This is a genomic window from Pseudomonas putida (assembly GCF_005080685.1).
Taxonomy (GTDB): domain Bacteria; phylum Pseudomonadota; class Gammaproteobacteria; order Pseudomonadales; family Pseudomonadaceae; genus Aquipseudomonas; species Aquipseudomonas putida_V.
Genome location: NZ_CP039371.1, coordinates 877,599 through 898,073 on the forward strand (window position 1 = coordinate 877,599; position 20,475 = coordinate 898,073).

Annotated in this window: 15 protein-coding genes; 1 reads left to right on the forward strand and 14 read right to left on the reverse strand. The window is 63.7% G+C overall.

Annotation, left to right across the window (positions count from 1 at the left end):
- Positions 1-117 precede the first annotated feature (117 nt).
- Positions 118-471, forward strand: a complete 354-nt coding sequence (locus E6B08_RS04300; protein ID WP_136912884.1) for a BON domain-containing protein — start codon at positions 118-120, stop codon at positions 469-471.
- Between the two features lie 84 nt (positions 472-555).
- Here E6B08_RS04300 and E6B08_RS04305 read toward each other — a convergent pair whose 3' ends face one another.
- From E6B08_RS04305 to dksA, 14 genes are all read right to left on the reverse strand, one after another.
- Positions 556-3,492, reverse strand: coding sequence for a DUF748 domain-containing protein (locus tag E6B08_RS04305; RefSeq protein ID WP_136912885.1), 2,937 nt, complete (start codon positions 3,490-3,492; stop codon positions 556-558).
- 78 nt (positions 3,493-3,570) lie between these two features.
- Positions 3,571-4,440: an oxygenase MpaB family protein gene (locus E6B08_RS04310; protein WP_136912886.1), complete on the reverse strand. Its 870-nt coding sequence runs from the start codon at positions 4,438-4,440 to the stop codon at positions 3,571-3,573.
- A 40-nt stretch (positions 4,441-4,480) separates the two neighbouring features.
- Positions 4,481-6,415, reverse strand: a complete 1,935-nt coding sequence (gene acs, locus E6B08_RS04315; RefSeq protein WP_136912887.1) for an acetate--CoA ligase — start codon at positions 6,413-6,415, stop codon at positions 4,481-4,483.
- Positions 6,416-6,569: 154 nt separating this feature from the next.
- Complete coding sequence (locus E6B08_RS04320; protein WP_136912888.1) at positions 6,570-6,932, reverse strand: hypothetical protein; 363 nt, start codon at positions 6,930-6,932, stop codon at positions 6,570-6,572.
- Positions 6,933-7,032: 100 nt separating this feature from the next.
- On the reverse strand, positions 7,033-8,697 hold the full coding sequence (gene pgi / locus E6B08_RS04325) for a glucose-6-phosphate isomerase (protein WP_136912889.1): 1,665 nt from the start codon (positions 8,695-8,697) through the stop codon (positions 7,033-7,035).
- Between the two features lie 214 nt (positions 8,698-8,911).
- Positions 8,912-9,775, reverse strand: coding sequence for a pantoate--beta-alanine ligase (gene panC / locus E6B08_RS04330; RefSeq protein WP_136912890.1), 864 nt, complete (start codon positions 9,773-9,775; stop codon positions 8,912-8,914).
- Complete coding sequence (gene panB, locus E6B08_RS04335; protein WP_136912891.1) at positions 9,772-10,572, reverse strand: 3-methyl-2-oxobutanoate hydroxymethyltransferase; 801 nt, start codon at positions 10,570-10,572, stop codon at positions 9,772-9,774. Before panB ends, panC begins: the two co-directional genes overlap by 4 nt.
- Positions 10,573-10,833: 261 nt before the next feature.
- Positions 10,834-11,313, reverse strand: a complete 480-nt coding sequence (gene folK / locus E6B08_RS04340) for a 2-amino-4-hydroxy-6-hydroxymethyldihydropteridine diphosphokinase (protein WP_136912892.1) — start codon at positions 11,311-11,313, stop codon at positions 10,834-10,836.
- A complete protein-coding gene (locus E6B08_RS04345; RefSeq protein ID WP_136912893.1) occupies positions 11,310-12,701 on the reverse strand; it encodes a polynucleotide adenylyltransferase PcnB in 1,392 nt (463 codons plus the stop codon). The genes folK and E6B08_RS04345 overlap by 4 nt, the downstream gene beginning before the upstream one ends.
- A gap of 1,467 nt (positions 12,702-14,168) precedes the next feature.
- Positions 14,169-15,620 carry a sigma-54-dependent transcriptional regulator gene (locus E6B08_RS04355; RefSeq protein ID WP_136912894.1) on the reverse strand — a complete coding sequence of 484 codons (1,452 nt, stop codon included), beginning with the start codon at positions 15,618-15,620 and terminating at the stop codon, positions 14,169-14,171.
- 4 nt (positions 15,621-15,624) lie between these two features.
- Positions 15,625-18,600, reverse strand: coding sequence for a sensor histidine kinase (locus tag E6B08_RS04360; protein ID WP_192938616.1), 2,976 nt, complete (start codon positions 18,598-18,600; stop codon positions 15,625-15,627).
- A complete protein-coding gene (locus E6B08_RS04365; protein ID WP_010796831.1) occupies positions 18,584-18,760 on the reverse strand; it encodes a hypothetical protein in 177 nt (58 codons plus the stop codon). The genes E6B08_RS04360 and E6B08_RS04365 overlap by 17 nt, the downstream gene beginning before the upstream one ends.
- Before the next feature lie 142 nt (positions 18,761-18,902).
- Entirely contained in the window at positions 18,903-19,790 is an 888-nt protein-coding gene (gene gluQRS, locus E6B08_RS04370; protein WP_136912896.1) for a tRNA glutamyl-Q(34) synthetase GluQRS, read from the reverse strand.
- A 63-nt stretch (positions 19,791-19,853) separates the two neighbouring features.
- On the reverse strand, positions 19,854-20,300 hold the full coding sequence (gene dksA / locus E6B08_RS04375; protein WP_136912897.1) for an RNA polymerase-binding protein DksA: 447 nt from the start codon (positions 20,298-20,300) through the stop codon (positions 19,854-19,856).
- Between the last annotated feature and the right edge of the window lie 175 nt (positions 20,301-20,475).

The window sequence follows — 20,475 nt, forward strand, 5'->3', positions numbered from 1 at the left end:
TCATTGATTTATAAGGCTTCAGGCGAAACGGAAAAGCTGGCACAGCGCATGCAATTACTTCTGTACCTGACGCCAGGAACCACGGCGCAGACCTTTCGAAAAACAGGAGTGACCCACATGAAGAAGTTTGCCATTGCTGCCGCTACTGCTACCGCCCTGACCCTGACCCTGGCCAACGGCGCCTTCGCCGCACAAGCGCCAGCCCAGGCCCCTGTCATGCTGGCTGCCAACACAGTGGACAATGCTAAACAAGAAGGCTCCGACACCTGGATCACCACCAAGGTCAAAGCCGATCTGGTGACCGAAAAAGGTATTCCTGGCACGGACATCAAAGTCGAGACCAGCCAAGGTGTCGTTTCGCTGTCCTCGGATGTAGCGGTCACCCAGGCGCAGAAAGAAGAAGCGGTACGCATCACCAAGAACATCAAAGGCGTCAAGAGCGTTATGTCTGACGGCCTGAAAGCCGAATAAGGAATGTCCCGACGGCCAGACGGATTTGGCCACCGATGTAAAAAAGCCCCGGCATCTGCCGGGGCTTTTCTTTTCAGGTCGCGATCACTCAGCGTCCAGATGCATCGGCGTGATCACTCGGCCATCGCTCTCGGCCTGCCCCAGGGTGGTGTCGATGAAATACACCCGGTCATCTTCGAGCTTGCCCTTGTCGACCAGGTAGTCCTTGATGCTGCTGGCCCGTTCCTGGCCCAGGGTACGCAACAGCGAGGCGCTTTCCGCCCACGACTTGATCACTGCCTCGCGGAGTTTGGCGGTGCGCTCGTCGCGGCTCAGCTTCTCCCATTCAGCCGGTGGCTGCTGCTTCAGGCGGTTGCGGTAGATGCCTTCGAGCATGGCCGGCTTGTCGCTGTCATCGACGGTGAGCATCGAGGCATTGGCCGGCACCTTGTCGCCACGACGCTGCAGGATCTTGTACCAGGTAGCCTGGTACTCGCGCTCCAGGCGCTGTTGGGCGATCAGTGGGCCGTCGCTGGTCTGGGCGCTGGTGCCTTCGATTTCCAGGCGCAATTCCGGACGCTTCTGCAAGGCCGCCGCCAGTTTGTCCAGAGCGCCCTGGGCGTCGCCGCTGAGTTCGCTGGAGCCCGGTGCGAAGGCCACGCTGCCGAGGTCCTGCGCGCCGCCGCCGGCAATCAGTCCGCCGATGAACTTGAACGGCGCCTGGGCTGCGCGCAACACCAGGTTGCGCAGGGTCTGCCAGACGATTGGCATCACGCTGAACTGTGGGTTGTTGAGGTCGCCGGTAACGGGCAGCTCGATGGAGATCTTGCCCTCGGTATCCTTGAGCAAAGCCACCGCCAGGCGGATCGGCAGATCCACCGCATCGGGGCTGTCGACCTTCTCACCCAATTGCAGTTGCTCGACCACTACCTTGTTCTCGGCCTTGAGTTGGCCATTGGTAATCAGGTAATGCAGGTCGAGGTTCAATCGCCCCTTGCGGATGCGGAAACCCGCGAATTTGCCGGAATAGGGCGTCAGTGTGGTCAGCTCGACACGCTTGAAGCTGGTGGCGATGTCCAGGCTGGCCAACGGGTTGAACGGATTCAGCGCGCCCTTGATGGTGACTGGCGCATAGCGGTCGACCTTGCCTTTGATGTCGACCTTGGCCGGAGTCGGCTTGCGGTTGTCGATGGTGCCGATCTGGCCATTCAGTTGCTGGACGGCGGTGGCGAAGTTCGGCGTCAGGGTCAGGTCGGCGAAGTTGGCCGAGCCATCGTTGATCGCGATCTGGCCAATGCGGATGCCCAGTGGTTTGCTGGCCGGGCTGCTGGTCGATTTGGCCTGGGCACTGGAGGCTGGGGTGGCCGGCTGGGGGATCAGCAGGTCATCGACGTTGGTGGTGCGGTCTTCGTTGATGATGAAGCGTGCATAGGGTTGCAGCAACGTCACCTTGTCGATCGACAGGGCATCGCCGTGCACGTAGGAAAGGCCATCGACGTTGACCTGCTGCCATTTGACGAAGTCGCGGTCCTTGATGGTGTCCAGGGTGTGCAACTGGTTGACCTGGGCCTTGCCGGCCACGGTGAAGGCCAGCGGCTCGGTGCTCTTGAGGTCGACCTTGAGGTCGCTGGCGAGCATGCCGCTGCGCAGCTCCAGGCGGATGAACGGGCTGATGTATGCCTGGGCCACGCGCAGGTCGATGTCACGCGTGCTCACGTCGAGTTTGGCGGTGACCGGCGCCAGGTTGACCTGGCCCGCTGCCTGCAGCTTGCCCTGCTTGCCGATACCGGTGTCGAGCTTGAGGGTGAAGGGCGACTGGTTGAGGCTGTCGAAGCCCTGCATGTCCACGTTCAATGGGCCGACATCGAGGGCCACCGGTTCCTTCTGGCTGCGGTCGGCCAGGTGCACCTGGTAATTGCGCAGTTGCACGTCCTTGAGCAATACCTGCCAAGGCTTGCTGGGCGCGGCGGCGGCCTTTTCCTCGGTAGTGGGCGCGGCGGCGGCCGGCTCGGCCTTTTCCTTTGGCGAGGCTTTTGCCGGTTGGCTGGCGAACAGCTTCTGCCAATCCAGTTCCCCGTCCTTTTCCAGTGCGGCCCAGGTCTCGAGTTTTTCGCTGCGGATCTTGCCGACGGTGACCCGTTGCTTGGCCAGGTCGATGGACGTTTCACTGACCTCGAGGCTGGCCAGGCGCGCCAGTTGGCGATCATCCGGGGCCTTGATGGCGAAAGGGGCGACGCGCAGCGAGAGGTTGTCCAGCAGCAGCTCGGTTTCCTTGGCCAGGTTTAGCTTGTAGTGGGTATCGAGGTTGACCACGCCATCTTCCAGCACCAGCGGCACGGCATCGCGGACATAGGGCCAGAACAGCTTCATCTTGGCGTCAGTGACTTTCAGCGTGCCTTGCGAGGCGATCGGCGACAGGCTCAGGGTGCCGGCCCAGTCGATACGGCCACCGTTGGGGCCATTGGCCACCAAGGTCATGTCGGCGTTGTCGTCCGGCAGGGTGCTGAGATTCTTCAGCTCCAGGTTCATGTCGTCGTAGATGAATTCGATCGGCTCGCTCGGGCGTGCATCCTCGAAATGCAGGTAGCCACCGCTGAGCTTGATGCTGCCGATACGCAGCGGGAACGGGTCGCTCGGCGGCTCGTCGGGCTTGGCCTCGCTGGGTGGCAATTTGAACAGCTGGGTAAGATTGAGCGTGCCCTCCTTGGCGAACAGCACCTCATTGCGGGGCTTGTCGAGCTCCACGGCATCCAGGTGCAAGGCGCCGCTCCACAGGCTGTCGAGCGCCAGGTTGGCGTACAGGCGCTCGAAGCCGACCTGTTCCTTGCCGGGCTCGCCGATCTGCAGGCCCCACAGGGTCAGCTCGAGGCTGAACGGGTTGAGCTCGATGCGCTGCAGATGCGCGGGCACCGTGGCGTATTGCGCCAGTTGCTGGTTGGCGACGCGCAACGCGATGCCGGGGAGAATCAGGAAGCCAAGCAGGCTATACAGGGCTACGAGAGCAAGCAGCGCGCCGAGGGCGCGTATCAGTCCTTTGTACATGTGTCGCTTCGTCTGGCTAAGCAGGAGTGCTTGGAGTATGGCACGTTAAATCGGTTCCGCTGAACGGACCAAATGCCATCACTCGATGCCCATGCGCCGTTTGGCCCGCTGTGCCGAGCCATCGCGCATGGCCCAGCGCAATACCGGCGCGGTGTGTAGAAGCCCCTGGCGCACCAGCTGTCGTCGCAGCGCGCCTTGCTGCAGGGCAAGCATGTCGCTGGCCCACGAAGGCAGCAGATCGATGCCCGCCTGCAGCATCAATTTACCTACCGGCTGCGCCAGGCGGCTGGGCGCGGGTGCGGCGAGGAGGATCTCGACCACCTCGCGGCTGCGGGCGTCGCAGCACAAGTGCGGGCGCATGGCGTGCAGGTAGTCGTCGACCTGCTGGCAGGAACGCGGCACGTCTCGGGCGCCCAGGCGCTCGGCGATCAGGGCGATTTCGTCGTAGTAGCGGTCCTGCTCCTGGCGGGGCAGGTGCGGGTCGCGGTAACGCAGGTGGGCGGCGAGGAAACGGCTGACTTCGGCCACGTGCACCCAGGTCAGCAGGTCAGGGTCGCTGGCGGCGTAGGGCCGGCCATCGGGCGTTGTGCCAGTGACCTTGAGGTGGATGTCACGCACCTTGGCGATCAGCCATTCGGCATCGCGGGTGGAGCCGAAGGTGGTGCCGGAGATGAATTGGCTGGTGCGGCGCAGGCGGCCGAGCAGGTCGCCGCGGAAGTTGGAGTGGTCCCACACCCCGGCCAAGGCGGCCGGATGCAGCAGTTGCAGGAGCAAGGCGCTGATGCCGCCAACCAGCATGCTCGGAAAGTCGCCATGCACGCGCCAGCTGATGCTGTGTGGGCCGAACAACCCGGGGTCGCCCTTGGGCGACTCCAAGTCGAGCTGGCCGAGGGCCAGCCCGGTGAGGCTCATGACCTGGGTTTCGATACGGCGGCGTAGGGCTTCCATGGCGACCTGTCATTCAGGGCGGCCATGGCAAGGCCGCCGGCTAGCGATTGAGGCGGTTGTCGATCAACCCCTGGACCACGCTCGGGTCGGCCAGGGTTGAAGTGTCGCCCAGGTTTTCCAGCTCGTTGCAGGCGATCTTGCGCAGTATACGCCGCATGATCTTGCCCGAGCGGGTCTTGGGCAAGCCCGGGGCCCACTGAATCAGCTCGGGCTTGGCGAAGCTGCCGATTTCCTTGCTGACCAGCGACAGAAGCTCTGCCTTGAGCGCATCGTTGGCATTGACGCCGTTCATCGGCGTGACGAACGCGTACACCCCTTGGCCTTTGAGGTCGTGCGGGTAGCCGACCACTGCCGCCTCCGCCACGCTGTCGTGCAGCACCAGGGCGCTTTCCACTTCGGCAGTGCCGATACGGTGCCCGGAGACGTTGATCACATCGTCGACACGCCCGGTGATCCAATAATGGCCATCGGCGTCGCGGCGGGCACCGTCACCTGTGAAGTAGTAGCCGGGCATGGGCTTGAAGTAGGTGTCGACCATGCGCTGGTGGTCGCCGTAGACACTGCGGATCTGTCCCGGCCAACTGGCCTTGAGCGCCAGCATGCCGGCCCCGGCGCCCTCGATCAATTGGCCTTTTTCGTCCAGCAGCACCGGCTGCACGCCGAACATCGGCTGGGTGGCGCACCCGGGCTTGAACACCGGCGAGCCCGGCAGCGGGGTCAACATGATGCCGCCGGTCTCGGTCTGCCACCAGGTATCGACGATCGGGCAGCGTTGCTGGCCGACTTCCTCGAAGTACCATTCCCAGGCTTCCGGGTTGATCGGCTCGCCGACACTGCCGAGCAGGCGCAGGCTTTTGCGCGAGGTGTTGCGCAGTGGCCAGGGGCCTTCACGCATCAGTGCGCGCAGGGCGGTAGGCGCGGTATAGAAGATATTGACCTTGTGCTTGTCCACCACCTGCCAGAAGCGCGAGGTGTCAGGGTAGTTGGGTACCCCTTCGAACATCAGGCTGATCGCGCCGTTGGCCAGTGGGCCGTAGACGATGTAGCTGTGCCCGGTGACCCAGCCGACGTCGGCGGTGCACCAGAACGCTTCGCCGTCGCGGTAGTCGAACACCACCTTGAAGGTCAGCGTGGCCTGCAGCAGGTAGCCGGCGGTGGTGTGCATCACGCCCTTGGGCTTGCCGGTGCTGCCGGAGGTGTACAGGATGAACAGCGGGTCTTCGGCGTCCATCGGCTCGGGCGGGCAATCGTCGCCCGCCGTGGCAGTCACCTCGTGATACCAGAGATCGCGGTCGTCGGTCCACGTCACCTGGCCGCCGGTGCGGCGCACCACGAACACGCTGCTGACGCCGGGGCAACTGGCCAGGGCCTTGTCGACGTTCTGCTTGAGCGGGATGCGCTTGCCACCGCGCACGCCTTCGTCGGCGGTGATCACGGTGCGGCAGTCGGCATCGAGGATGCGGTCGCGCAGGGCATCGGGGGAGAAGCCGCCGAACACGACCGAGTGAATGGCACCGATGCGCGTGCAGGCGAGCATGGCATAGGCAGCCTCGGGCACCATCGGCATGTAGATGCAGACCCGATCACCCTTGCCCACACCGCGTGCCTTCAAGGCATTGGCCAGGCGACAGACCTCGCGGTGCAGCTCGCGGTAGCTGATGGCCTTGGAGTCCGTGGGCTCGTCACCCTCCCAGAGCAGGGCGGTCTGCTCGCCACGCTGGGCCAGGTGGCGGTCGATGCAGTTGTAGCTGACGTTGAGCTGAGCACCGTCGAACCAACGTGCGGTGCCGCTGTTCAGGTCGCATTGCTGCACGCTCGACCAGGGTTTCATCCAGTCCAGGCGCTTGGCCTGTTCGGCCCAAAAAGTATCGGGGTCCTCCACTGACTGGCGGTACAGGCGCTGGTAGTCGTCGTGGCTGAGGGCGGCGGATTGGCTCACGGCCAAGGCCTGGGGGTAGTTGCGGATATCGAACATGGCGGGTGGTCCTGCTCTTGTTGGGGCGATGGACTGCAACGGCTATTCGATGGACAAGTGTAGCCAGGCAGCGTTCGCCTGGTCTGCCAATAGGGGGTGGGAAGGGGCTTGGCCCGAAAACGACAGGGCCCACATGAAGTGGGCCCTGATGCGATCATTCGGCGGTGGGTCGCCCGACTTTCCAGTAGATGTAGGCAAGCCCCAAGGGTGCGATGAAGATCGCCAGGAACCAGCACATGATCATCGTGAAGAACTTCACCAGCAGCAGGATCAGCCCCGGCACGACGAACAGGTTGTTACCCATGATGAAGCCGACGATGCTTTCGTAGACGAAGCGGGAGTAGGGGTACAGCACGGTGCTGACCAGTGCCATGGCGATTTCGCCCAGCGGCAGGTCGGGGCTGCTCTTGATCTTGCCGGTGATGAAGAGCGCGCCGAGGATGGCGCCGAATACCAGCTGGCGGAAGTAATAGCCGGATTTCATGCTGCCGAAGATGGTGGCCTTGAGCCTATCCATAAGATCCCTCTCACTTGGATGGTTGAAAGGGGCGCACCTTAACAAGATGTTGCAGCTTGTGCCAGGGCGCGCGGCAGCAGGCGCGCCCGGCACGGCCAGGTCAACCGCGGTGGCGTCCGCGGAAGTAGTTGATCAGGCCTTGGGTCGAGCCGTCCTCGGCACCTTCTTCGATGCTGCCGACCAGGCGCTGGTAAACGCCCTTGCCGAGCTCCTTGCCCAGCTCCACGCCCCACTGGTCGAAGGCGTTGATACCCCAGATCACGCTCTGCACGAATACCTTGTGCTCGTACATCGCTACCAGTGCGCCCAGACGGCGTGGGCTGATGCGCTCGACCACCAGGGTGTTGCTCGGGCGATTGCCCGGGATCACCTTGTGCGGGGCGAGCTTGGCGATGTCTGCCTCGTTCAGGCCCTTGGCACGCAGCTCGGCCTCGGCTTCGCTACGGGTCTTGCCGAGCATCAGTGCCTGGCTCTGCGACAGGCAGTTGGCATACAGCCACTGGTGATGGTCGGCCACCGGGTTGAAGCTGACCACCGGCACGATGAAGTCGGCCGGGATCATCTGCGAGCCCTGGTGCAGCAGTTGGTGGTAGGCATGCTGGCCGTTACAGCCGACGCCACCCCAGATCACCGGGCCGGTATCGGTTTTGACCGGGGTGCCATCCTGCAGCACGCTCTTGCCGTTGGACTCCATGTCCAACTGCTGCAAGTGCTTGGTGATGTTGCGCAGGTAGTGGTCGTACGGCAGGATCGCGTGGCTCTTGGCGCCCCAGAAGTTGCCATACCAGACCCCGAGCAGGGCCAGCAGTACCGGCATGTTCTTGTCGAACGGCGCGGTCTGGAAATGCTGGTCCATAGTGTAGGCACCGGACAGCAGCTCCTTGAAGTTGGCGGTGCCGATGGCCAGGGCGATCGGCAGGCCGATGGCCGACCACAGCGAGTAGCGCCCGCCGACCCAGTCCCACATCGGGAAGATGTTCTCTTCGCGGATGCCGAAGGCCACGGCGGCGGCCTTGTTGCTGGAAACGGCGATGAAGTGGCGGTACAGCTCGGCTTCCGAGCCGCCCTGGGCCAGGTACCAGGTACGCGCGGCCATGGCGTTCTTCAGGGTCTCGAGGGTGTTGAACGATTTCGACGAGACGATGAACAGGGTGGTTTCGGCACGCAGGTTGGCCGACAGCTCATGGAATTCGCTGCCGTCGATATTGGCCAGGTAATGGCAACGCACACCGCGCTGGGCATAGGGCAGCAGGGCTTCGGACACCAGCTCGGGGCCGAGGAACGAGCCGCCGATGCCGATGTTGACCACGTCGGTGATCGGCTTTTCGCTGTAGCCGCGCCACAGGCCGTCGTGGATGCGGCCTACCAGCTCGGTGATCTGGTTGAGCACCTTGTGCACTTCGGGCATCACGTTGACGCCGTTGACGCTGAGCTTGTCGCCCACCGGGCGGCGCAGGGCGGTGTGCAGCACCGGGCGGCCTTCTGACGCGTTGATGATCTCGCCGCTGAACATCGACTTGATCGCTGCCTGCAGGTCAACCTCGTTGGCCAGATTCACCAGCAGATCACGGGTCTGCTCGGTGATCAGGTTCTTCGAGTAGTCCAGGAACAGCCCGCAGCTGCTCAGCGAGAACTGGTCGAAACGCGTTTCGTCGGCGGCGAAGGCTTCGCGCATGCTGAAGCCCTGCATGGCGTCGCGGTGTTGCTGGAGTGCCTGCCAGGCTGGCAGGGCCGTAACATCGTGGGGTGTACGGTAATACGCCATTGCGCGGAATTCCTTGGTGCGTGGTGTGGCCTTGGACCTTGCCGGTCACTGCCAGGTTCAGGCTGGCCATCATTATAGGCATAGCCTGCGCGCAGGGAATGGGGGGAGTGCAGAGGAATTGCGTAGGATCAATCTGCAGCTGAGGCCGCCCCTGTAGGAGCGGCCTCAGCCAGGCGTCGAAGCGTCGGAAAGGGGCTGCAAGGCAGCCCTTGCATCACGCGGTCTGTTCGTCCAAGTGCAGATACAAATTGTCGATCAAGCGGGTGTTACCCAGGTACGCCGCCACCAGGATCACCAGGTCGCGGTCGCCGAAGGTCGCCGGGCGCAGGGTCACGGCGTGGCGAACTTCCAGGTAGTCCGGACGCAGGCCCGCAGCCAGCAGTTGCTGCTTGCCCTGTTCGACCAATGTCGGGAAGTCGACCTGGCCGGCGCCGATCGCCTCGCCCAGTTGCTTGAGCGTGCGGTAGACCACCGGGGCGGTGGCGCGCTGGTCGGTCGTCAGGTAGCCGTTGCGCGACGACAGCGCCAGGCCGTCCTCGGCGCGCACGGTCGGCTCGCCGATGATCTGGATCGGCATGTTCAGGTCGCGCACCATGGCGCGGATCACCGCCAACTGCTGAAAGTCCTTTTCACCGAATACCGCGAGGTCCGGCTGGACCATGTTGAACAACTTGCTGACCACGGTCGCCACGCCTTCGAAGTGCCCGGGCCGGCTGGCGCCGCACAGGCCGTCGGACAGTTGTGGCACGCTGACCCGGGTCTGTACGGTCATGCCGTCGGGGTACATCTCGTCGACGGTGGGGGCGAACAGCAGGTTGCAGCCGGCATCGAGCAGGCGCTGCTGGTCGGCGGCGAGGGTCCGCGGATAGGTGTCGAGGTCTTCGTTGGCGCCGAACTGCAGCGGATTGACGAAGATGCTGGCGACCACGAAGTCGGCGCGTTGCGCCGCCTTGGTCACCAGTGCGGCATGGCCGCTGTGCAGGTTGCCCATGGTCGGCACGAAGCCGATGCGCTTGCCTTCGCTGCGCGCGAGCGCCACGGCAGCGCGCAGCTCACGCACGGTCTTGACTGTATTCATGCGCTGAACCCGTGTTCGTCGCCGGGGAAGCTGACGTCCTTGACCGCCTTGACGTAAGCGCCAAGGGCGCTGGCGATGTCCGGCTGGCCGGCCATGAAGTTCTTGACGAACTTGGGCACGCGGCCGCTCAACGACAGCCCGAGCATGTCGTGCAGCACCAGCACCTGGCCGTCGGTGGCGCTACCGGCGCCGATCCCGATCACCGGAATGCTCACGGCGTGGGTGATTTCCTTGGCCAGCTCGCTGGGTACGCACTCGAGCAGCAGCATGGCGGCGCCGGCTTGCTCCAGGGCGATGGCATCGGCACGCATCTGCCGTGCCTGGGCTTCGTTACGACCCTGGACCTTGTAGCCGCCCAGCACATTGACGGTTTGCGGGGTCAGGCCCATGTGCGCACACACTGGCACGCCGCGCTCGGCGAGCAGGCGGATGGTCTCGGCCAGCCAGGCGGCGCCTTCGATCTTGACCATGTGCGCACCGGCCTGCATCAGGGTGGCGCTGTTGGCGAAGGCCTGTTCGGGCGTGGCATGGGCCATGAACGGCAGGTCGGTGAGGATCAGCGCGCCATCGTTACCACGCTTCACGCAGGCGGTATGGTAGGCCATGTCGGCGGTGGTTACCGGCAGGGTGCTGTCGTGGCCCTGCAGGACCATCCCCAGGGAATCGCCCACCAGCAGCACCTCGACGCCGGCCTGGCTGGCAGCCCGGGCGAAGGTCGCGTCGTAGCAGGTCAGCATGGTGATCTTTTCCCCTTTGGCCTTGAGGCCATGCAGGGTGGTCAGCGTTACTTCAGGCATTTAGGAAAATCCTCGTTCAGGCGCTGTGAAAAACGACTGCGGACAACGCGTGTAGTCATCTTCCGGAGCGGCACATCATCGTCTGTGATGTTCGGGCACAGGTCCGTCCGGGCCTAGATACGGGTATGCGGCACGTTGGTGCCACACAGGGACGCCTATAGTCGTGAGCAAGGTGTGGGAAGTCAATCATCCTGTTACCGCATTGTTACGGGGCAGGTGTTACTGGCGTTACCGCAGCCCGCAGGCGGCCGATGGCGCCCTCTATAGGCGCTCGAGGCCGACGAACGGACAGGCTTGCAGCAACTGGGCAAGGGCGCGGCCGTCGGCCAGCCGGAAGTCGCTGGGTACCAGTTCGGCCAGGGGATAGAGCACGAAGGGGCGGGCGTGCATGTGGTAATGCGGCACTTGCAGACGCGGCAGGTCGAGCACCTGTTCGCCGAACAGCAGGATGTCCAGATCGAGCGTGCGCGGACCCCAGCGTTCGGCGCGCACGCGGCCCTGATCATTCTCGATGGCCTGCAGGGCGTCGAGCAGGGCCAAGGGCTCCAGGGCGGTGTCCAGCGCGGCCACGGCATTGGTGTAGCGCGGCTGGCCGGGTAGCAGCGAGTCGCTGGTATATAGCGCGGAGCTGGCCACCAGCTGGCAGCCGTCGAGCTCGTCGAGCGCGCGCAATGCGCTGCGCAGCTGCTCGGCGGGAGCGTCGAGGTTGCTGCCCAGGCCTACGTAGGCACGCGTTGTCACTCGCTGGCCTCGTCATCCGAGCGCTTGCGCTTGCTGTTGCTGCGCTTGCGTTTGCGGGGGCCGGCACCACTGCTGCCGTCGTCACGGCTGCCCAGCTCGCGGATCATCTCGCGGCGCTCGCTGTCGTGGGCGTCCTGGTAGTCGGTCCACCATTGGCCGAGGTCGTCGGTTTCCTCGCCAGCGCTTTCACGCAGCAACAGGAAGTCGTAACCGGCACGGAAACGCGGGTTGTCGAGCAACTGGTCGGCACGCTTGCCGCTGCGCCGTGGCAGGCGCTCCTGCATGTCCCAGATTTCCCGGATCGGCAGGGTGAAGCGCTTCGGGATGGCGATGCGTTGGCACTGTTCGGCGATCAGGTCGTGGGCGGCGCCGTTCATGGCCGGGATCGGTGGCACACCTTGGTTCTGCAGGTGCAGCACACGGCCCGGCAGGGCTGGCCAGAGCAGGGCGGCGAAGAGGAAGGCCGGGGTGACTGGCTTGCCCTGCTTGACCCGCAGGTCGGTGTTGTTCAACGCCTGGCTGATCAAGGTGTGGGTGTAGGTCGGGCGCTCGTCGAGGGCCTGGGCGCTGGCCGGGAACAGCGGCTCGAACAACTGCAGGTCGACCAGCATCTCGAAGGCGATCGCGCCCTGGCCGGAGAGGAACAGCTTGAGGCTTTCCTCGAACAGGCGGGCCGGCGGAATTTCCCTGAGCAGCGGCGCGAGTTCGCGGATCGGCTGGACGGTGTGCTTCTCGATGCCGAAGTCGAGCTTGGCGGCGAAGCGCACGGCGCGCAGTATGCGCACAGGGTCTTCCTGGTAACGATGGGTCGGGTCGCCGATCAGGCGCAGCAAGCGGTTGCGCACATCGTGCACGCCGTTGGCGTAATCGAGGATGCGTTCGCTGACCGGGTCGTAGTACAGGGCGTTGATGGTGAAGTCGCGGCGCTGCGCGTCTTCTTCCAGGGTGCCATAGACGTTATCGCGCAGGATGCGACCGCTGGCGTTGTGCGACGAGCGATGGCTGTCACCCTGGTCTTCGTCCGAGTGGTGCGCACGGAAGGTCGCGACTTCGATGATCTCACGGCCGAAATGCACGTGGACCAGCTTGAAGCGACGGCCAATGATGCGCGCGTTGCGGAACTCGGCACGGACCTGCTCGGGCGTGGCGCTGGTGGCGACGTCGAAGTCCTTGGGGGTGATGCCCAGCATCAGGTCGCGGACGCAGCCACCGACCAGGTAAGCCTGGTAACCGGCGCTTTGCAGGCGCTCGACGATGTTCACCGCGTGGCGGCTGAACTGATGGCGCTGCAGCGAGTGCTGGCTCTTGTTGATCACTTCAGGCGTGGTGCGCCTGTGGTGCTGGCCCGGTACGGGCGGGCGGAACGACTGGAACAGCTTCTTCAGCATGGGATGCACTGTTTGAAGGAATGATCGGCCAAGAATAGGAGAATGGCCGCATGATAGGCGGGGATTCTAGCATTTACTCTGCGAATGGTGTAGGCGATCGCAGGGAAGGGATTCCGGGAGGGGAGAAACGACAAGGGGAGCCTAAGCTCCCCAAGAAGTCGTTGCGTGCTCTTATTGTTTTTCTGCTGGGCTTCTTGTTTTTGTTGAGTGCCCTGTCCACAAATCTCAAAGCTTGTGGACGACCCCAAACCGAGGGTTAAGAGCAAACGGATTGCTTTGGCCGCTGACGTCATGCTGATCAATCGATCCAACCAGTTCAGGCGCTGCTATAGTGCAGTTTTTGTTGTTCTCTGCCTGGTCGTGGGGCAAGCCCCAAACATGCATCCTCTCCAAAAGAATCAGTTAGCTGCGCCTCCGCCGTCTTGTTTTTATTGTGCGTGAGCCGTTTCGTCTTGTTCTTATTTTGGTTGCAGTGCTTGTTATTGTTTTTGTACTAAGCATATAGCAGGTGCCGTGCCAACTTTTGCAAACTCAATGAAATCAATGGGTTGGGTGATTTTTGTCGGTCGGTGATGGGCCAAAATGGTGCCGTTTCGTTACCGTACGCCTCGGCAACTGTTACGGTTTGAAGGCTGGGGTAACAAATTTCCTTGGGGGAGGGGTGTTACCTGGGGTTGGGCTTTGGGCTTGGGGGTGTGGCTTTGGCTTTGGCTGTGGGGGGGGATCCGAGAGGGGTAGCGGCGCTACCGTCCCCTTCCGCCTTTACGGCGGGTCCCTTTTTTCTTGGAAAAAGGGACGCAAAACCGCTTGCTCCCACATACGGCCCCTACGCTGCGCTTCGGGGTTCCCTCGCTTCGGCGGCTTGCGGGCCCGCGCGGCCTACGACTTGCTCCGCAAGTCTACATCTCGCGCCTCCGGCTCCGCCGGAGGGTGCTGCGCACCTGGCCCTCCAGCCGCCTACGCTCGGCCTCCTGAGGTCGCGGGTAGATCAAGATCAAAAGCCAGATCAAAAGCCAGAGCAACGGCAGGCGAATCGCTGCGCTCTCGCTTACCTTTACCTATCGCTTTGTGTTGCAGCGGATAGCGCGGTGTCTCTTTCGAAGATAACGCCAGTGCAGGCGCCGCCCCTAACTTCGCGACGTCAGGAGGCCGAGCGTAGGCGCCTGTAGGGCCAGGTGCGCAGCACCCTTCGGCGTAGCCGAAGGCGCGAGATGTAGACTTGCGGAGCAAGTCGTAGGCCGCGCGGGCCCGGAAGGCGCCGTAGCGAGGGGACCCGTAGCGAAGCGGAGGGCCGGATGCAGGAGCGAGCGGTTTTGCGTCCCTTTTGCCAAGACAAAAGGGACCCGCCGTAAAGGCGGAAGGGGCCAGTAGCGCCGCTACACACAATGGATCAGCTCACGATCTAAATGCCAAGCCAAGCCAAGCCAAGCCAAGCGGGAACAGGCAGAACACCCGCCCCCGGCGCGATCAGTTATCGCTGGTAGCGTTGCTCTTACGCCGCGGAATACCCAGGCGCTGACGACGTTCCCACAGGCACTTGCGGCTGACCCCGAGCTTGCGGGCCAGCTCGGTCTCGGTCATATGGTCCTGATGCTCGAGCACGAAATGCTGGAAGTAGTCCTCCAGCGACAGGTCTTCGGTCGGCTCGTGACTGGCATTGTTGCTGGCGTTGCCGTTGACCAGCGCTGGCGGGTTGTCGAGCAGGTCGTCGTCGTCCAGGTCGCTCAGCTCGATGTCGATGCCCAGCAGGTCGGCGGAAATCTCCGGGCTCTCGCTGAGAATCACCGCACGCTCCACGGCGTTTTCCAGTTCACGCACGTTACCCGGCCAGCTGTAGTGGCGGATCGCCTGTTCGGCATCTGCAGAGAAATGCAGGTCGTCACGGCCGATGCGCGCACTCTGTCGGGCCAGGAACGCGTTGGCGATCTCGTTGACGTCGCTACCGCGTTCGCGCAGGGCCGGCAACTTGAGCGCGATCACGTGCAAGCGGTAATAAAGGTCTTCACGGAACTGACCGGCCTTGGCCAGGTTCTTCAGGTCGCGGTGGGTCGCGGCGATCAGGCGCACATCGACCTTTTGCGACTGCACCGAGCCGACCCGGCGGATTTCACCTTCCTGCAACACGCGCAGCAGGCGCGCCTGGGCTTCCAGGGGCAGCTCGCCGATTTCGTCGAGGAACAGCGTGCCGCCGTCGGCGGCTTCCACAAGGCCGGCACGGCCAGCGCTGGCACCGGTGAACGCGCCCTTCTCGTGGCCGAACAGCTCCGACTCGATCAGGGTTTCTGGAATGGCCGCGCAGTTCACCGAAATCATCGGCGCCTTGGCCCGGCGTGACAGGTTGTGCAGGGCGCGCGCGACCAGCTCCTTGCCGGTACCGGATTCGCCCTGGATCAGTACGTTGGAGTCGGTGGGCGCGACCTTGCGGATCTTGCTGAACATGTCCTGCATCGGCGGGCACGAGCCGATGATGCCGATTTCGCCGTTGGCCGAGGCCGCGCTGGCCTTGTCGGCCGCTGGCGCCTTGCCATTGGCCCGCGGCTCGGCCATGGGCGCTGGCGCAGGGGTGTTTTGCCGATCACGCAGGATGCGGGCCACGGCCTGGAGCATCTCATCGTGGTCGAATGGCTTGGCGATGTAGTCCACCGCGCCCATTTTCATCGAGTCCACTGCCGAACGCAGGCTGGCGTAGCTGGTCATGATCAGCACCGGAGTGCCCTGACCCAGCTTGATCAGCTCGGTACCCGGGGCGCCTGGCAGGCGCAGGTCGCTGACGATCAGGTCGAAGGTGGCAATGCTGAAGCGTTCCTGGGCTTCCTGCACCGAGCCGGCTTCGCTGACCTGGTACTGGTTCCGCTCGAGCAGGCGGCGCAGGGCCGAGCGGATGATGGTTTCGTCTTCGACGATCAGAATGTGCGGCATTGATTCAATTCTCTCGACGGTCTCGAATTTCAGGGGACGTCGCTACGACATGCCGGGGCAGGGTCACGCGGATCCGGGTGCCACGTTGCCGTTCGATGTCGGCCGGGCTGTCGATGGTGATTTGCCCATAATGCTCTTCCACGATGGAATAGACCAGAGCGAGCCCCAGTCCGGTTCCCTCGCCTGGGTCCTTGGTGGTGAAGAACGGTTCGAACAGGCGGTCCATGATGCTTTTCGGGATGCCGCTGCCTTCGTCCTCGACGATCAGGTCCACGGTGTGCTCGCTGACAGCGCTGCGCACGCGCACGGCGCTGCCGGGCGGGGAGGCATCGCGGGCGTTGGACAACAGGTTGATGAGCACCTGCGCCAGCCGTTGCGGATCCCCTTCGGCCCAGTGCTCCGGGTCGCAAAGGTTGAAGAACTGTACTTCGAAATTGCGCCGGTTCAATGCCAGCAGACCGATGGCATCCTGCGCCACCTCGGCCAGGCACACCGGCTCCTCGCTGTTCTGGTGGCTGCCGCCGGCATGGGCGAAGCTCATCAGCGACTGGACGATGCGTGACACGCGTTTGGTCTGCTCGAGAATCTGCCCGGACAGCTCGATGATCTCGCCATCGCCCTCGCGCTCCTCGCGCAGGTTCTGCGCCAGGCAAGCGATGCCGGTGATCGGGTTGCCGATCTCGTGGGCCACGCCAGCGGCCAGGCGCCCGATGCTGGCCAGGCGCTCGGAGTGCACCAGCTTGTCTTCCAGGGCCTGGGTCTCGGTGAGGTCCTCGACCAGCAGCACCAGGCCGCTGCTACCCGGCGCCAGAGGCTCGTCGATGGCCGCCTTGTGCAGGTTCAGCCAGCGTGGCTGGCCGTCGAGCGCCAGGCGCTGCTTGTGCAGGTGCTCGTCGGGCAGGTCGATGAACCCTTGCAGCAGCCCACGCCACGGCTCGGAGATGGTCACCAGACGCGAACCGACCACGTGCTTGGCGGCGATGCCGGTCAGCTCCTCCATGGCCTTGTTCCACATCAGGATCTCCTGGTCCTTGGCCAGCGAGCACACACCCATCGGCAGCTCCTGCAGCGTCTGGCGGTGGTAGCGGCGCAGGGCATCGAGCTCGGCGGCCAGGCCGGTCAGGCGCGAGTGGTAGTCTTCCAGGCGGCTTTCGATGAAGTGGATATCCTCGGTCACGTAGTTTTCGTTACCGGACTTGTAGGGCAGGAAGGTCTCGACCATGTCCTGGGCCACGCTCGGGCCCATCAGGCCGGAGAGGTTGGCCTCGATGCGGTCGCGCAGGCGGCGCAGGGCATAAGGGCGGCGTTCGTCGAAGGGCAGGTAGAGGTCACGCAGGGCCTGTTCCACCTCCTTTTGCGCGGCCTTGGCGCCCAGGGGCTTGGCCAGTTGCGTGGCGAACTCCTGGGGTGAGGCGGCGTGCAGTTCGCGGCGTTGCGGCCGGCGCACGTTGTCCACGGCGCAGGCCTCAGCGGCGCTGACTTCCTCGCTGCTGGCATTGGTGAACAGCGAGATCAGGGTGAACAGCAGCACGTTGGCTGCCAGCGAGGCGATGGCTGCCATGTGCCAGCTGGTGTCGTCGAGGACGTAGATCATGTCCAGCAACGGGATGTAGAAGCCCTGCAGGTTGCCGAGCAGCGGCAACAGCATGGTCACCATCCACACCAGGGTGCCGGCCAGCAGGCCAGCCATGAAGCCGCGTCGGTTGGCAGTGGGCCAATACAGCACCGAGAGCACCCCGGGAAGGAACTGCAAGGTCGCCACGAACGCCACGATGCCCAGGTTGGCCAGGCTCTGGTGGTTGTTCTGGGTCAGGTAGAACATGAACCCGGCGGTGATGATGGCGACGATCAGCGCCCGCCGGGTCCACTTCAGCCAGCGATAGATATTGCCCTCGGCCGGTGGCTGGTACAGCGGCAGCACCAGGTGGTTGAGGGCCATGCCCGACAACGCCAGGGTGGTGACGATGATCAACCCGCTGGCGGCCGACAGCCCCCCGACATAGGCCAGCAGGGCCAGGGCCGGGCTGTTGGCGGCGATGCCCAGGCCCAGGGTGAAGTACTCGGGGTTGGTACTGGCACCCAGGCGCAGGCCTGCCCAGAGGATCAACGGCACAGCCAGGCTCATCAGCAGCAGGAACAGCGGCAGGCCCCAGCTGGCGCTGACCAGCGAGCGCGGGTTGAGGTTCTCGGTGAAGGCCATGTGGTACATGTGCGGCATGACGATGGCCGAGGCGAAGAACACCAGCAGCAGGGTCCGCCAGGGACCTTCCTGCAGTGGCGTGTGCAGCGCGGTGAGGGCCGTCTGGTTCTGCAGCAGCCACACTTCCAGTTGGTGCGGGCCGCCGAACACACCATACAGCGCGTACAGGCCGATGCCCCCCAGGGCCAGCAGCTTGATCACCGACTCGAAGGCGATGGCGAACACCAGGCCTTCGTGTTTTTCCCGGGTGGCGATGTGCCGCGAGCCGAAGAAGATGGTGAACAGGATGATCAATGTGCAGAAGGCGAACGCCACCCGTGCCTTGACCGGCTCGCCGGTCAGGATGCTGATCGAATCGGCCACCGCCTGGATCTGCAGGGCCAGCAGCGGCAGTACGCCGATCAGCATGATCACCGTGGTCAGTGCCCCGGCCCAGGTGCTTCTGAAGCGAAATGCCAGCAGGTCGGCCAGTGAAGACAACTGGTAGGTGCGGGTGATCTTGAGGATCGGGTACAGCAGCACCGGCGCCAGCAAGAAGGCCCCCGACACTCCCAGGTAGCAGGCCAGGAAACCGTAGCCATATTGATAGGCCAGGCCCACCGAGCCGTAGAACGCCCAGGCGCTGGCATAGACACCGAGCGACAGGGTGTAGGTCAGTGGGTGGCGAATGATCGAGCGGGGGATGAGCCCGCGCTCGCTGATCCAGGCCACGCCGAACAGTACCAGCAGGTACGCGGCGCTGATCAGGATCATCTGGGTCAGGCTAAAGCTCATCGGCATCTCGTTGGCTCTGCAGGATGAAGGTGACGACGATCAGGATCAGCCAGAGCAGATAAGGGCGGTACCAGGCACCGGTCGGATCGATCCACCAGTCCATGATGGCCGGGGAGAACAGGTAGATCCCCACGACCAGGAGCAGGACCAAACGATAGATGTACATGCTGGCCTCGTTGATTGGGCGCTGCGGGCTTGGACTTATTATTGGCGCAAATGGCTGGGGCGATGCTAGCGGGAATCGGTAGTGTTCGCCAAGGGTTTGAAATTATTGGGCTTTTGTTTTTGAACAACGGGCCGGACCTGCCTCAATGCAAATCCGCCTCCGCCACCGTCGTCCGGCGGGCGATCGCCTCGGGCCTCCAGCGCTGGCGTGCCACTGCCAGCACCTCGGCCGGCGTCGCCGTCAGCAACTGCGCCTCGGCCTCCTGCCCCAGCGCCCGCAATGCGCGCAGCAACAAAGGGGTGGCCTGGTCGGCGGGCAACGGCGGCGAACGGTACGACTTGCCCAGCTTGTGCCCATCGGGCTGGGTGATCAGTGGAATATGCAGGTAGCGCGGCTGCGAGAAACCCAGCAATTCCTGCAGGTACAGCTGGCGCGGTGTGTTGTCCAGCAGGTCGGCGCCACGCACGATGTCGGTAACACCTTGCCAGGCATCGTCCAGCACCACCGCCAGCTGATAGGCGTACAGGCCGTCGCGTCGCTGGATGACGAAATCCCCCACCTCGCGCCCAAGATGCTGCTGGAACTCGCCCTGGACCCTGTCGCTGAAGCGGTAGATCAACTCCGGCACACGCAAGCGGATGGCCGCCCCTTCGCGTGCATGCCCGGCATCACGGCAAAAACCGGGGTAGATCCCGTTGTAGCCCTCGAGCTGCTTGCGCGAACAGGTACAGGCGTAGGCCAGGCCCATGTTGAACAGGCGTTCGACCACGTTGGCGTAGGCTTCATGCCGCTGGCTCTGGTAGATCACCTCGCCATCCCACTCCAGGCCATAGCGTTCCAGGGTCTGCAGGATCGCATCGCGGGCGCCGGGCATTTCCCGGGGCGGGTCGGTGTCTTCCATACGCAGTAACCAGCGACCCCCGACGGCGCGGGCATCGAGCCAGGAGGCGAGGGCGGCGACCAGCGAGCCGAAGTGCAGGAAGCCACTGGGGGTAGGGGCGAAGCGTCCGATGTAGCGGGAGTCGGTCATGGTATTCGGGGGTATATAAATGAAACGGGGCGCATGATGCGCCCCGTTTTGCTGAAAGAAAGATCAGCCTTTGCCGACTGTCTTTTCCTTTTTCTCGGCGATTTCCTTGCAGTCGAAGCACAGGTCCGCGGTCGGACGGGCTTCCAGGCGGCGCAGGCCGATCTCGATGCCGCAGGAGTCACACCAGCCGTACTCGTCGTCCTGGATTTTCTGCAGGGTCTTGTCGATCTTCTTGATCAACTTGCGCTCGCGATCGCGGTTACGCAATTCCAGGGCGAACTCTTCTTCCTGGCTGGCGCGGTCGGCCGGGTCGGGGAAGTTGGCTGCTTCGTCCTTCATGTGGTCCACGGTGCGATCCACACTCTGCATGAGCTCGCCCTTCCAAGCATTGAGCAGCTTGGTGAAGTGCTTCTTCATGGGCTCGCCCATGTACTCTTCGCCCTTGGTCTCTTTATAGGGCTCGACACCGTACATGGTTTGACCGGTTTTTTGCTTTTCTACGGTGGACATGAATAGACCGCCTCTCACTCATCTGATCCAATGCGCAGGCTGCTCCATCTCCGGCACCCGCCGGCCCTGCGACTGCGAGCCGCCGAACTTACCAGATTAGATCGGGAATGCGCTACCCCGCCCGATCCCATGTATTGACAGCGGCCTGCGCCGCACGTTCGATGCCACGCAAAGG

What these genes read in the sequence shown, in the direction of transcription:
- pgi (WP_136912889.1), bottom strand. Translation starts at nt 8,697, where the DNA reads ATGGCGTATTACCGTACACCCCACGATGTTACGGCCCTGCCAGCCTGG.
- gluQRS (WP_136912896.1), bottom strand. Translation starts at nt 19,790, where the DNA reads ATGACCGACTCCCGCTACATCGGACGCTTCGCCCCTACCCCCAGTGGC.
- E6B08_RS04320 (WP_136912888.1), bottom strand. Translation starts at nt 6,932, where the DNA reads ATGGATAGGCTCAAGGCCACCATCTTCGGCAGCATGAAATCCGGCTAT.
- E6B08_RS04365 (WP_010796831.1), bottom strand. Translation starts at nt 18,760, where the DNA reads ATGTACATCTATCGTTTGGTCCTGCTCCTGGTCGTGGGGATCTACCTG.
- panB (WP_136912891.1), bottom strand. Translation starts at nt 10,572, where the DNA reads ATGCCTGAAGTAACGCTGACCACCCTGCATGGCCTCAAGGCCAAAGGG.
- E6B08_RS04345 (WP_136912893.1), bottom strand. Translation starts at nt 12,701, where the DNA reads ATGCTGAAGAAGCTGTTCCAGTCGTTCCGCCCGCCCGTACCGGGCCAG.
- dksA (WP_136912897.1), bottom strand. Translation starts at nt 20,300, where the DNA reads ATGTCCACCGTAGAAAAGCAAAAAACCGGTCAAACCATGTACGGTGTC.
- E6B08_RS04355 (WP_136912894.1), bottom strand. Translation starts at nt 15,620, where the DNA reads ATGCCGCACATTCTGATCGTCGAAGACGAAACCATCATCCGCTCGGCC.
- E6B08_RS04360 (WP_192938616.1), bottom strand. Translation starts at nt 18,600, where the DNA reads ATGCCGATGAGCTTTAGCCTGACCCAGATGATCCTGATCAGCGCCGCG.
- E6B08_RS04300 (WP_136912884.1), top strand. Translation starts at nt 118, where the DNA reads ATGAAGAAGTTTGCCATTGCTGCCGCTACTGCTACCGCCCTGACCCTG.
- E6B08_RS04305 (WP_136912885.1), bottom strand. Translation starts at nt 3,492, where the DNA reads ATGTACAAAGGACTGATACGCGCCCTCGGCGCGCTGCTTGCTCTCGTA.
- acs (WP_136912887.1), bottom strand. Translation starts at nt 6,415, where the DNA reads ATGTTCGATATCCGCAACTACCCCCAGGCCTTGGCCGTGAGCCAATCC.
- E6B08_RS04310 (WP_136912886.1), bottom strand. Translation starts at nt 4,440, where the DNA reads ATGGAAGCCCTACGCCGCCGTATCGAAACCCAGGTCATGAGCCTCACC.
- panC (WP_136912890.1), bottom strand. Translation starts at nt 9,775, where the DNA reads ATGAATACAGTCAAGACCGTGCGTGAGCTGCGCGCTGCCGTGGCGCTC.